This window comes from Sebaldella sp. S0638, from assembly GCF_024158605.1.
In the GTDB taxonomy this organism is placed as follows: Bacteria; Fusobacteriota; Fusobacteriia; order Fusobacteriales; family Leptotrichiaceae; genus Sebaldella.
Genome location: NZ_JAMZGM010000007.1, coordinates 42,965 through 55,347 on the forward strand (window position 1 = coordinate 42,965; position 12,383 = coordinate 55,347).

At 35.4% G+C, this 12,383-nt stretch carries 13 protein-coding genes; 1 reads left to right on the plus strand and 12 read right to left on the minus strand.

The window, feature by feature from the left end:
- Nucleotides 1-46: 46 nt before the first annotated feature.
- The 7 genes from NK213_RS03685 to agaW form a co-directional block, all read right to left on the minus strand.
- Entirely contained in the window at nucleotides 47-1,444 is a 1,398-nt protein-coding gene (locus NK213_RS03685; RefSeq protein ID WP_253346800.1) for a DKNYY domain-containing protein, read from the minus strand.
- A gap of 183 nt (nucleotides 1,445-1,627) precedes the next feature.
- Complete coding sequence (gene agaF, locus NK213_RS03690) at nucleotides 1,628-2,065, minus strand: PTS galactosamine/N-acetylgalactosamine transporter subunit IIA (protein WP_253346802.1); 438 nt, start codon at nucleotides 2,063-2,065, stop codon at nucleotides 1,628-1,630.
- A 13-nt stretch (nucleotides 2,066-2,078) separates the two neighbouring features.
- Entirely contained in the window at nucleotides 2,079-2,882 is an 804-nt protein-coding gene (gene agaD, locus NK213_RS03695) for a PTS galactosamine transporter subunit IID (RefSeq protein WP_253346805.1), read from the minus strand.
- A complete protein-coding gene (gene agaC / locus NK213_RS03700) occupies nucleotides 2,869-3,663 on the minus strand; it encodes a PTS galactosamine transporter subunit IIC (protein WP_253346806.1) in 795 nt (264 codons plus the stop codon). The genes agaD and agaC overlap by 14 nt, the downstream gene beginning before the upstream one ends.
- A gap of 12 nt (nucleotides 3,664-3,675) precedes the next feature.
- Nucleotides 3,676-4,143, minus strand: coding sequence for a PTS galactosamine transporter subunit IIB (gene agaB / locus NK213_RS03705; protein WP_253346808.1), 468 nt, complete (start codon nucleotides 4,141-4,143; stop codon nucleotides 3,676-3,678).
- Nucleotides 4,144-4,318: 175 nt separating this feature from the next.
- Entirely contained in the window at nucleotides 4,319-5,134 is an 816-nt protein-coding gene (locus NK213_RS03710; protein ID WP_253346809.1) for a PTS system mannose/fructose/sorbose family transporter subunit IID, read from the minus strand.
- Nucleotides 5,124-5,903, minus strand: a complete 780-nt coding sequence (gene agaW, locus NK213_RS03715) for a PTS N-acetylgalactosamine transporter subunit IIC (protein WP_253346811.1) — start codon at nucleotides 5,901-5,903, stop codon at nucleotides 5,124-5,126. The genes NK213_RS03710 and agaW overlap by 11 nt, the downstream gene beginning before the upstream one ends.
- A 768-nt stretch (nucleotides 5,904-6,671) precedes the next feature.
- Between agaW and nagA the strand changes: the two genes are divergently transcribed.
- On the plus strand, nucleotides 6,672-7,799 hold the full coding sequence (gene nagA / locus NK213_RS03720; protein WP_253346815.1) for an N-acetylglucosamine-6-phosphate deacetylase: 1,128 nt from the start codon (nucleotides 6,672-6,674) through the stop codon (nucleotides 7,797-7,799).
- Nucleotides 7,800-7,891: 92 nt separating this feature from the next.
- On the opposite strand, the gene NK213_RS03725 is transcribed toward nagA, so the two are convergent.
- The 5 genes from NK213_RS03725 to NK213_RS03745 all read right to left on the minus strand — a co-directional run bounded on the left by NK213_RS03725 (nucleotide 7,892) and on the right by NK213_RS03745 (nucleotide 12,343).
- Nucleotides 7,892-8,755: a PhzF family phenazine biosynthesis isomerase gene (locus tag NK213_RS03725; RefSeq protein WP_253346823.1), complete on the minus strand. Its 864-nt coding sequence runs from the start codon at nucleotides 8,753-8,755 to the stop codon at nucleotides 7,892-7,894.
- A 46-nt stretch (nucleotides 8,756-8,801) separates the two neighbouring features.
- The gene (locus NK213_RS03730; RefSeq protein WP_253346825.1) at nucleotides 8,802-9,161 is read right to left on the minus strand and encodes a hypothetical protein; all 360 of its coding nucleotides are present in this window, start codon (nucleotides 9,159-9,161) and stop codon (nucleotides 8,802-8,804) included.
- Nucleotides 9,162-9,355: 194 nt separating this feature from the next.
- Nucleotides 9,356-10,402, minus strand: coding sequence for a zinc-dependent dehydrogenase (locus NK213_RS03735; protein ID WP_253346826.1), 1,047 nt, complete (start codon nucleotides 10,400-10,402; stop codon nucleotides 9,356-9,358).
- 21 nt (nucleotides 10,403-10,423) lie between these two features.
- Nucleotides 10,424-11,812 (minus strand): PTS fructose transporter subunit IIC, encoded by a 1,389-nt coding sequence (locus NK213_RS03740; protein WP_253346827.1) that lies wholly within the window; start codon nucleotides 11,810-11,812, stop codon nucleotides 10,424-10,426.
- A gap of 84 nt (nucleotides 11,813-11,896) precedes the next feature.
- Nucleotides 11,897-12,343: a PTS sugar transporter subunit IIA gene (locus tag NK213_RS03745; protein ID WP_253346828.1), complete on the minus strand. Its 447-nt coding sequence runs from the start codon at nucleotides 12,341-12,343 to the stop codon at nucleotides 11,897-11,899.
- Nucleotides 12,344-12,383: the final 40 nt, after the last annotated feature.

Below are 12,383 nucleotides of genomic sequence, written 5' to 3' on the forward strand. Positions count from 1 at the left end.
ACTGCACGAAAAGATGCACCCGCTTATTGTATCCCTTTTATTTTACTTATTTAGCTTTCAGCGATTCCAGCCTTTTCTCTTCCGCTTCACCTGCGATTATATATTCTTTCAGATTCCCGTATTCCTGCGGACTTATTTTTTTGCTGACTGTAGTAAAATGTTTATCAAAAGGATTTCGCTTATATATATTATTTTTATCTATAAAAGTCCCGTAACCTTCCATCTCTGCTATTTTATCCAGATAATCATTTCCCTTCACAAAAGCGTAAGTTTCCACATCTACACCTTTTATTTCAGAATATTCTGTTCCAAATCTGTCTATTACTGCAATTTTATTTTTTGATTTTAATATAATCATATCATTATCAATATATACCAGACTATTTTTTACAGGTACTATATCTGTCTTCTTCAAATAAAGCCAGTCATTAACGTAAAAATTATTTTTATCCTTAAAAATTTTCAGACTGACCACAACTGCGTAAAGTTCAAAGCTCTTTGGGTCTATACCATATTTTTCTTTTAGGTTTTCAATTTTATCGCCCAGAGAATATACATTGCTGTCATCTTTTACTATTATCTGACCCGCAGATTCCAGTGTAAACAGTGTTGAATTTTTCTTATTAATATTCAGTTTCTCAATTCCCGCATAATAATAATTTTTATCCTCGTATAATCCTGCACCCACAGCCTTAAATGTTTCCGGGTCTATTCCCTGTATTTTTTCGTCCCTTACATAAACACCGTTTTTATCTTTTACCATAGCATAAACATAGCCATTCCAGCATGTATTCCCGTCAAAAAATTCTTCCATCACTTTAAAAGTATTCATATCATAACCGGTTTTTTCTTTCCCGTAGAAGACACTGCCGCTGCTCAAAAGATAATGTCCGTTCAGAGTGTATCCCGCAGGATCCGCACCTGTTAATTTCTCCGATTTATAGTAAACAGCATTTTTATCCGCAGTATAATCATTTCCTATTGTTTTAAATGATACACTGTCAGCATAATCCAGTTTTTCCCCCATAAAATATACGTTTTTATTATCTTTTCCATATCCTTCCACTTTATCCAAAATGGTAAAAGAAGCTGAATCTGCACCTGTAATAATGTTCCCCAGATAATAAACATTCTTTTTATCTTTAGAATAACCCGTCGAACCAATCAATGTGCTGACTCCGCCTAAAAACCGAAATGTAGCAGGATCAGAATCCTTTATTATCCCGCCTTGATAATAGACATTTTTGTTATCTTTTCCAAAATAAGGATTGATAATAACGAATTTATCCGCATTTGCCTTTTCAAGCTTTACTAAGCCTTCTTTATAACCCGAAATCCCGTAATATACTTCTTTTCCCTCAGTTACATATGTGTAAAATGCCGGACTGCATCCAAGTCCCATACAATAAAACGCTAAAAATAAAATAAAAATAATTTTTTTCATATCAATTTCTCCTTTGCCGATTATTCAATATAACTTAAATCATAATATTTAAATATATTTTTTTCAAATATTTATTATCTGTATTATATCTTTTTTATATTATTTATTCAATAAATATTAAAAATAAAGCAGACTGCATAATTTTCAGCAGCCTGCCTTTTATAAAATGAATTTTTATGATATTTATATTCCGCCGTCCTCAGATTCTACAGTAATATCTTCCTCGTATGGTATAAAAATAAATTCTTTTACCTCTTCCCTCCCCACTTCCAGTGCATATTCAGCAAGCTCATGCAGGTTCATACCGTCTCTATCGCTTAAAACACCAAGAAGCATAGGAAGATTTGTCCCTGAAATAACTCTCATTTCAGCTTCTTCTATACTCAGTCTCGAAGCCACCTGAAAAGGCGTTCCTCCTGCTATGTCAGTAAAACATAGCAATCCGTCACATTCTTTTAGCTCGTGTATCGCTATCTTTATATTGTTTTCCAGAATATCTGTAGAATCTTCTTCGCCAAAATTAACTATTTTCAGGTTTTCAGGCGAACCAAAAACCAGTTTAATTGCACTCATCATACCTAAAGCAAAATTCGCATGCCCGGTTATTATTATCCCTACCATTCTACTCATCTCCTTACAAGATTTTTAATGCCGACAATATTATTGCCGCAATAAAAGTAAGTAAAATCAGTACTGTCGGACTTACTTTTCTTGTTCTTAAAATAGCATACATAAGCATAGTATAAGCAAACGGCAAAATATTCGGGAATATTTTATCAAACAAGTCTGTTTGTAAAGATACTGTTTTTTCCGCATTTACCACTATCTGCGAAACTACTTCTATATGTACATATGAAGCTATAAGCCCTCCTATAACTGTCGTCCCCAGTATTGTTGCTGCTTTCGCTACTATTTCCGAGTTTTCTTTTATTTTTTCTATTGCTCTTATACCTAAATTATATCCAAAATGTGTCCATGCAACCCGAAGAAGAAATATCACAAAATAAACAAGAAAGAATATAATCGGTCCGAGAACACTTCCTTCTTCTGCAAACGATGCAGAAATCCCAGCTACTATAGGAAGTATTGTAAACCAGAATATTGCATCTCCTATTCCGGCTAACGGGCCGAACAATGCTACTTTTAACCCTTTTATCAGATTTCTGTCTTCTCCGCTTTCTTCAAGTGACATCAACAGTCCCATCAAAAATCCCACGAGATTTGGGTGTGTATTTATAAATTCCAGATTATCTTTCATTGAATTAGAGATAGCCTGTTTATCTCCTTTATGTATCTTTTCTATCGTAGGGAGCATTGAACACGTCCATCCCCCGGCCTGCATTCTTTCATAGTTAAATGATGCCTGTAAAAAAGATGATCTAAGTCCTAAAAGAGTTATATCCCTTTTTGTAAGGACTTTTTTATTAGATTCCTTCATTGTCATCATCTCCTTTTCCTTTGGCATTCATTGCAACTTCTTCAATTTTTTTCTGATTAAAGTATTCATATATTGCAAATGCTGTCCCCAGCAAAGCTATTGGAAGAAGATTTGAGAACTTTAAGAAAGATGCCACTACGAATCCTATGATTAAATATGGTACATACTGTTTCTGAAGCATTACCCTTAATAAAAGACCGAATCCCACTGCCGGGAGTATTCCTCCTGCTACTTCAAATCCGTGAGTCAGCCATCCAGGCATACTGTTTACCAGATTCTGCACAGCTTCCTGCGCCACATATGAAGATACGAAAACTACTACTGCATAGGATAAACCTACTATTAATGTTGTAACTAAGTTTAGAAAATAAAATTTCTTTATTTCTACATCTTCAGCGTATTTATCTGCTTTTTTCATAAAAAAAGAAAATATAGAGTAATAAAATAAGATAATATACTGCATTAAAAAGCTAAACGGAAGTGCTAATCCAATGGCTATTTTTGCGTCTACTTTTGCAGTATACGCTATAACCGTAGTCATTACCCCTGCCAAAACCGGGTTAGGCGGCTGTGTTCCTCCCGCCGGAGTCAGACCGGCAAAGGCAAGTTCTGTCAAAGCACCTGTGAGTAATCCAAGCCTTAAATCCCCCAAGATGAGTCCCGTGAGGGTACTTACTATTAATGGTCTAAAAATAAATAAAGCCTCGAGCCAAAAATCAATACCAACAATAAAAGCCATAACCGCTAAGCATATCCCTTGAAATAAACTTATTTCTAGCATATTATCCACCTCTTACATTTTTAATTTTTTGTCTCCTGGTACATCCTGTATGTAAACATCTATTCCTTTAGATTCAAGATATTTAATATCGTCCTTATCATTCTGGTCTACATATACCTTTTTGCTGATCTGCTCTTTTCCTTCGGAAAAATGCATATTCCCGATATTAACTTCTTTTATGGGAACACCTCCATCCACTAGTTTTTTCACCACTTCCGGAGTTTTGCACACTATGAATATTTTCTGATTTGGTGAAGCTTTATGAATAATGTCAATAGTATGTGCTACAGTAAAAAATCTAATTCCTACACCAGAAGATTTTGCTACTACTTCCATTAATTGCTTTTCCACATCGCTGTTAGCTGCTACGTCATCTACCACTACAATCAGATTTGCGCCCAGTGATTTTACCCATGTTACTCCGACCTGTCCGTGGACCAGACGATTGTCTACTCTTGTTAATAAAATATTAGGTCCCACTTGTCTCTCCTCCTTAAATCTTTGATCTATAAAAACCAGCTTCGGATATCTTTGTGCTCCTTTCAAAAAATTCACTGAATTTTATCATAAGCTGAAATTCTTAGGATTTGCCGGTTTTTATTACACAACCGGCAAATCTTAAAAAGCTACTTTGTATAAAGTAGCTGTTTTTTATTTATAATAAACCTATATATCTTCCTATTACACCTACAAGTAAAGTTATACCTATCAGAAGAAGAGGCGATTTTCCTTTTCTCAGCAGGAAATACATAAGAAAAGTGTATGCCAGAGGAAGCAATGCCGGCATAATTTTATCCAATACATCTTCCTGAAGTGCTACTTTTGCCTGCCCTGCATTAATTACCACTGCAAGATTAAATCTTATATATGTGGCAATCAGTCCTCCAACCACTGCAAGCCCAAGTATACTTGCAGCTCTAGAAATACTCTGTGTATCTTCATTAAGTGTTTTGAGAGCACTAACTCCTGTTCTGTATCCATAGTGCATAAGTCCGTATATTAATCCAAAGTGAATTACGTTAAAAATTAAAAGAAAAACAAACGGTCCGGCTATACTTCCATTTATGGCAAGAGCAGAACCTATCCCCGCTGATATTGGAAGAAGAGTTAGCCATATCAAGGCATCTCCTATACCTCCGAGAGGTCCCATTGTAGCTATCTTTATACCTCTTATTGTATCTATGTTTTCTTTATTCTCTTCCATTGCTATTACTATACCCTCTATAAATGTAACAAGAAAAGGGTGGGTATTAAAAAATTCCATGTGCATTGTCATAGACTTCGACATATCTTCTTTATTTTTATGAATTTTCTTTAGTCCCGGAATAATCGAATATAACCAACCGCAGGCTTGCATTCTTTCATAGTTAAACGACGCCTGTACGAATAATCCTCTCCACGCCATTTTATTCAGGTCTTTCGCAGTAATTACCTTTTCTTTTGTCTGATCCACATAAGCATTAGATTCCATCGCTATATTCCTCCTTTGCTTCTGTATTTCCGCCTGTTCCGCCGGATCTGTCTTTTCTCAGATAGTAGTCATACATTGCTATACTCAAACCTATGAAGGCTATTGCCATAATTTCCAGCTTCAAGAAAGCAGCCAGTACAAATCCTAATATAAGGAACCCGGCGAATTCTTTTTTCAGCATAATCTTCAAAAGCATACCAAATCCCACTGCCGGCATCATTCCCCCGGCTACAGATAATCCTCCTATTAATTTTTCAGGCAACATCTGCACTACGCCCCTTGCAGCTTCTTCTCCGAAAAATATAGGCAAAAATGCAACTATGAAGTACGAACAAAATAAAATAAGCAGTCCCAGATAGTTTATTCTTTCAATTCCCCTTGTATTTGCTTCAGCTGCATATTCGTCAGCCTTATGCATTACTGGTGAAAATACAGTGAATAACAATGTTATCCCTGCCTGTGCTGCTATAGCGAAAGGTACTGCCACTCCCACTGCTATATTCGGATCTTCTTTAGTAAATATAGCAAAAGCAGTTCCTATAATCCCTCCTATTACTACGTTAGGCGGCTGTGCACCGGCAAGCGGCACCATTCCCATCCATACTAATTCTAACATTCCCCCTGCAACTAATCCTGTTTTTACATCTCCTAATATTATACCTACTACTAAACCTGTTACCACTGGTCTGTGAACATGCAGCTGAAGGTCAAACAAGTCAATCCCTGCCAGTCCTGCCCAGATTCCTATTAGTAACGCCTGTACGAACATTAAGAACACCTCCTGTTTTTGGTTCAATTTTAAAACATTAACTTAGGTTCAATCTATTAATGAAACTTATTGCAAGCTTTAATATTATACCCAGAAAGTAACTATAAATTGTATTTGATTTTTATATTACATTGAATTTAGAAATTAAATTTTCCATTTGAAATTTTAGATTATTTTTTGATAAGTTCCCGTGTTTTAATAATTTAGTATTAAGTATACGGAAGCAAGAAATGTTGTTTAAAGCCTTTTATGTACAATGCTTACTCAATATTTATTATACCATCTTAACAAAAAATGTCAACTAAAGTTCGTTTCACCATAGACAGATAAATTCTTAATAATTTTCTTTTTCCTAGTATTTCCTAGAAATCCAGTTACGAATATCACTTTTAATTTATTTATTTTTAATTAATTACAAAATAATAATAACTATTGTTTTTTATTTATTCTGATATATAAATTTTTGTTTATATAATTGAAATAAACATTTTAAAATACTATTTCATTATTTCAACACTTAATTTCCAGCGTTTTATAACATATTTATCAAAATTATAAACATACATTTTAAAATTTTTTTTCTTTAAATATTCTAAAATAGTAAAATAAATTTATTATCACCCTTGACTTTTATTCAGAATAAATATAAGAATTATCATCTTGACCGAAAAAATTTTTTAGACTATAATTTGGATAAGATGTAAATATTTTATTCAGGCTGTATTTTTATTTTACACGGTACTGATAATTTTACGGGAGGTATTTATTATGGTATTAAAAAATATTGATATTGTATTGGAAGATGAAATAATCAAAAGCGATGTTCAGATAAAAAACGGTAAAATTTTCAAAATCTCTGCTGAGATAGATTCTGATGACTCAGCAGTTGACTGTACAGGAAAGTATCTTATTCCGGGATTTATAGATATGCATATTCATGGTATCGGAGGACATGATGCCATGGACGGAACAGTAGAAGCAATTACTGCTATGGCAAGAGAAGTGTTAAAAAGAGGTGTTACTTCTTTTCTTCCTACTCTGCTTACAGAATCTGTAGAAAGAATACATAACGGCTTTGAAGCAGTGAAAAAAACTATGGAGATAGAAGACGAGAATGCTGCTGATATAATCGGTGTCCATATGGAAGGCCCTTTTTTCTGCGATGAGTTCAAAGGAGCACAGAACCCTAAGTTTTTACAATACGGGACACTGGATACTCTGGAAACACTCGTAGGAAACTACTGGGATATTCTGAAAATACTCTCTGCAGCTCCTGAACGTATAGAATTCGATGTTATACAAAGACTAAAAGAAAAAAACGTTATTGCTTCAATAGGACATACAAGTGCTGATAGTGAACTTGTAGATGAAGCCAGTCTCTTTGGTATGACTCACTGTGTCCATCTGTATAACGGTATGAAAGGACTCCATCACAGAGAACCCGGTACTGCCGGTGCAATTCTGTATAATGACAGAATACACGCCGAACTGATTCTTGACGGAATACATGTCCACCCGAAAATGGCAAAGCTCGCCTATAAATGTAAAGGAAACAAGCTTGCTCTTATTACTGATGCCATGAGAGCCACAGGACTTCAGGACGGAAAATATGACCTTGGCGGACAGGACGTATTTGTAAAAGGATATGAGGCAAGACTTGCTAACGGTTCATTGGCAGGGAGTACGCTTACAATGGACAGAGCCTTTAGAAATGCCTTGAAGTTTCTTGATTCTAATATCATAGAGGCTGTTAAGCTTACAAGCACTAATGCTGCTGACGAACTGGGACTTTCTTCCAAAGGAAAGATAGAAGTGGGAAGAGATGCAGATTTACTTGTTATAGATAAAGAGTATAATATAGAAAAAATTATAAAAGCCGGAAAAATAATTTCTTAAAAACCGGTTCATAAAAATACCGGACACGCATTGTAAATTCTATTCCAAAGACCAATGCCGTGTCCGGTTTTTATTTATTTTGATAAATTATTTCAAAGAAAAATTTCTCCCGCATAAACTGCTTCTCCCTTTATTTCTATACCAAGATTCCCATCTTTCTTCTTCACATTCACATAGACAATCCCGTCTTTCCCTATTTCATGCCCTTGTTCTATTGCTATATTTTCTTCATCTGATGGTTTTATGAATTTTATATAATATGCTCCCATTACACCAGAAGCTGTTCCTGTAACAGGATCTTCCACAGTTTCTGAAAACGGTGATGAAAAATGCCTTCCGTGCATATCTGCGTTCTCATTATAAGTTTCAAGGCAAAAAGGATGTACTGAAGCTTTTGGTTTTTCTGTTAGTATTTCAGGGAATTTTTTATTATCAGGTTTCATCTTCAAAAAAGTATCCAGATTTTTTACAGGTACCAGTAAAGTCCATATCCCTGTACTTCCATATATTACAGGAAATTTCTCCTCTATACCATCCTCTCTTATACCCAGTGCTTCTGCCAGTTTTGCTTTATCTCCGCGGAATTCTTCAAACTGTGCCGGCAGCTGTTTCATTCTTATGAAAGTTTTTCCATTATTCCCGATTTCCATATTTACATTGATTATTCCCGATAATGTTTCTACAGTTTTTATTTCCTTATTTTCTTTTTCAAATAATGCATATACTCCAGCAATTGTCGCATGACCGCATAAGTTCATTTCATGTCCCGGAGTAAAATATCTCATCTTTATATCTGCCGTTTTTGAGGCAAGCAGGAATACCGTCTCGTTGAAACCTATTTCTCCGGCTGTTTTCTGCATTTCTTCTTCTGTAATATCATCACATTCAAATACCACTCCTGCAGGATTCCCCATACCCGCTTTATCTGTGAATGCTTCATATCTATATATTTTCATTATTTTTCCTCACTTATAATATTATTCTATTGATATTCTGAAATATTCATTCTGAATAAAATTCGCAAATTTCCTTGAGATTATACTTTTCTGATATTTCATTTTCCCAAGCTGTATATTCTTCATTTTTACACGGCTCAGGGTAAGGAATACCATTTAACCAATACATGTCTCCATATATTAAAAGCATAGCCCAATGATAAGGAACTTCATGTATCAAGCAGTAAACCTCTGTGATTCTTTCCACTTTTCCGGTTAAATTCGATTTATTAACAATTTTTCCTGCTTCCTCATATGTTTTATCTGCGAACTTTACCATATTCCATTTTATATATTCACAAAAACTATATTGATTAAAAATAATTTTCTCATTCTTATCCAAAAAAACAATTCCGTCTTTGACCATAAATTCACCTCAATGTTAAAATAACAATACTGAATTATATCACAGAAAATGAAAGCACCCAAATCATCTGATACGTTTTAAGAATAATCAATGATATTAAAAAAATGAGCCTTTCAGCTCATTTTCCACTTCCCTCTTTGAAAGAGTTGTTCTTTTCTATTTACACTTCCATATAAATATATTTTTTACAGTTATTAATCCTCAAAATTAATAACGTTTTTCAAACCGCTTCCGTCTGAAGCCTTTTTCACAGCTTCACTTATATCATCAAGTTTGAATCTGCTTGAAATTATTTTTTTCATTGGAATAAGACCGTTTTCTACCAGTGCCAGTGATTTTCTGTACTGTATAAGACTCGCACGTGCACTTCCATGTACAGCAAGCTGTTTGTAATGTATTGTATTTGAATTTAACAGTACATTTTCTCTGTCCTTTGGCAATCCTCCGAAAAATAATACTCTTCCGTTCATATTCATTAATTCTATGGCAGAACTTTGTGCTTCAGGCGACGGAGCTGCTATTATACATACATCTACACCGTTTCCTTTAGTTTCGGCCATTATTTTCTCTTTTAATTCCGACGGCATTACAGTTATTATATCAGGATCAAGTTCTTTACACAGCCCAAGTCTGTCTTCAGAAAGATCATTCATAAATACTTTTACTGCTCCCTGTATTTTTGCAAGAAATGCGTGCATTATACCTATAGGCCCTGCTCCTATTATAAGTACAGTGTCCCCAAGTTCTATATTTACTCTGCTCTGCCCGTTAAAAACACATGATAACGGCTCTACAAGCGCTGCTTCTTCATATGATATTTTTTCATCAAGTTCTACAAGATTTCCTTGGTTTACTGCTTTTGCAGGAATTTTCAGATATTCTGCAAAACCACCCTGAAGATTTATACCAAATGCTTCATATGTTTCACATAAATGTGTATTTCCGCTCACACATCTGTCGCATGTACCGCATCCCATGTTAGGTGCTATTGCCACTCTCATGCCCGGTTTATATTTTTGTACATTTTTTCCTGTTTCAGCTATTTCACCGCTGATCTCATGTCCAAGTATTCTCGGATTATCTTCATTTACTCCTGCATACCCGTTTTTAACCATTCTTATATCTGTTCCGCAGATAGCTGCGGATTTTACTTTTACAAGTATTTCATCATCATTTATTGCTGGTTTTTCTGTTTCTTTCAGCCTTAAATCATTAGCATTATATAGAAATGCTGCTTTCATAAATGCCACCTCTTTCTTTTTTTATGCATTAACTGCAACTTCTTTTTTCTTTTTAAGAACTATCACTGCGAAAGCTGCCACTACAGTTCCTGCTGCTATGGCAATGATATATCCAAGCAGGTTACCCACTGCCCCCGGTATTGGAAGTACGAATATTCCTCCGTGCGGAACTGCCAGTCCGCATTTAAACAACATTGAAAGTCCTCCTGTAACTGCCGAACCTAAAACTACTGACGGCAACACTCTCAGAGGATCTGCCGCCGCGAATGGTATCGCGCCTTCGGTTATAAATGAAAGTCCTAATACCCACGCTGTTTTTCCTGCTTCTCTTTCCTCTGCTGTAAATTTATCTTTTGCTATAAGCGATGCAAGTGCCATACTTAAAGGCGGTATCATACCTGATGCCATTACCGCTGCCATTACCATTGATGTCTGTCCGGGCTGTAAGCTCGTAAGCGATGCCACTCCGAAGAAGTATGCTGCTTTCCCTATAGGCCCTGCCATATCTATAGCCATCATTGCCCCAAGTATTATTCCTAATCCTACAGAGTTTATACCGCTTAATCCGTTCAGCCAGTCTGTCATAAAGTTATTTAATGCTGTAAATGGTTTTCCTAAAATATAAATCATTACCAGTCCCACTATCATTGAAGATAACAGCGGTAAAATAAGTACAGGCATTAATCCCTGAAATGCTTTTGGTATTTTTATTACCTGCTTCAATAATATTATAACATATCCTGCAAGAAAACCTGCAACTAATGCTCCTAAAAAACCTGCTCCTATGGCATTAGCAAGCATTCCGCCTATCATCCCCGGAACAATACCCGGTCTGTCAGCAATAGAGAACGCTATAAATCCTGCAAGTACCGGAAGCATTAATGCAAACGACGTTCCTCCGCCTATCTGCATAAATGCCGCGGCTAATGTACCTTTCTGATCTCCTGCATTTATTCCTCCAAGTGCAAATGCAAGGGCTATCATTATTCCACCCGCTACTACAAACGGTATCATATATGATACACCTGTCATAAGATGCTTATAAGGCCCGAGATTTTTTTCTTTTGCTGTTTTTGCCTGTTCAGCAGCTTTTTCAGCCTGATACGCAGTCGTCAGCTTTGAAGCTTTTTCTATAAGGGCTTTTGGATCTTTTATCGCTTCGTCTACATTTACTTCTATAAGTTTTTTTCCTATAAATCTGTCTTTATTCACTGATGTACTCGCAGCTATTATTACTGCATCTGCTTCTCTGATATCTTTGTCTGTAAGCACATTTTCCGCACCTATTGACCCTTGTGTTTCTACTTTCATCTCTACATTCATTTCTTTCGCTGCTATCTGTAAAGCCTCTGCTGCCATATAAGTATGCGCAATCCCCGTCGAACAAGATGTTATTGCTACATATTTCATAAACATTCCTCCTAGACCTTTTTCAATTTCTTTTTATACTTGAGTAGAACAGTGAAGTACATATATTAACCTTGATATTCTGTTTTAGTTATTCAGTAATTCTATTATTTCAGCAGATTTTTCTGCATTTCTAAGCCCGTCTCTGAATTCTTTATGCATTAATTTTCTTGCAAAACTTGTTAGTATTCTTATATGTGTGTCATCTGAATTTTCAGGAACTGCTATTAAAAATACAAGATCACTCTTTACTCCGTCCATTGACTCAAAATCCACACCATTTTTTACTCTTCCAAATGCCAGTGAAGGTTCCTTTACCCCGGCACTTTTACCATGAGGAATGGCTACTCCCATTTCTACCCCTGTAGATCCTATTTCCTCTCTTTTCAGCACATCCTGATAATATGCCTCTTTGTCCAGAAGCCTTCCCTCTTTGTCCAAAAGTTCTATAAGCTCTTTTATTACATCCAGCTTAGTTTCACCTTTCAGATCTAAATCAATAAGATTTTCATTCATTAACTTATTTATATCCATTTTTTCTCCTTCCAAAGAATTTAAACTTCCTTGTTACCCT

Coding starts and splice junctions, on each gene's coding strand:
- NK213_RS03685 (WP_253346800.1), bottom strand. CDS start 1,444: ATGAAAAAAATTATTTTTATTTTATTTTTAGCGTTTTATTGTATGGGA.
- agaF (WP_253346802.1), bottom strand. CDS start 2,065: ATGGTAGGGATAATAATAACCGGGCATGCGAATTTTGCTTTAGGTATG.
- agaD (WP_253346805.1), bottom strand. CDS start 2,882: ATGAAGGAATCTAATAAAAAAGTCCTTACAAAAAGGGATATAACTCTT.
- agaC (WP_253346806.1), bottom strand. CDS start 3,663: ATGCTAGAAATAAGTTTATTTCAAGGGATATGCTTAGCGGTTATGGCT.
- NK213_RS03710 (WP_253346809.1), bottom strand. CDS start 5,134: ATGGAATCTAATGCTTATGTGGATCAGACAAAAGAAAAGGTAATTACT.
- agaW (WP_253346811.1), bottom strand. CDS start 5,903: ATGTTCGTACAGGCGTTACTAATAGGAATCTGGGCAGGACTGGCAGGG.
- nagA (WP_253346815.1), top strand. CDS start 6,672: ATGGTATTAAAAAATATTGATATTGTATTGGAAGATGAAATAATCAAA.
- NK213_RS03725 (WP_253346823.1), bottom strand. CDS start 8,755: ATGAAAATATATAGATATGAAGCATTCACAGATAAAGCGGGTATGGGG.
- NK213_RS03730 (WP_253346825.1), bottom strand. CDS start 9,161: ATGGTCAAAGACGGAATTGTTTTTTTGGATAAGAATGAGAAAATTATT.
- NK213_RS03735 (WP_253346826.1), bottom strand. CDS start 10,402: ATGAAAGCAGCATTTCTATATAATGCTAATGATTTAAGGCTGAAAGAA.
- NK213_RS03740 (WP_253346827.1), bottom strand. CDS start 11,812: ATGAAATATGTAGCAATAACATCTTGTTCGACGGGGATTGCGCATACT.
- NK213_RS03745 (WP_253346828.1), bottom strand. CDS start 12,343: ATGGATATAAATAAGTTAATGAATGAAAATCTTATTGATTTAGATCTG.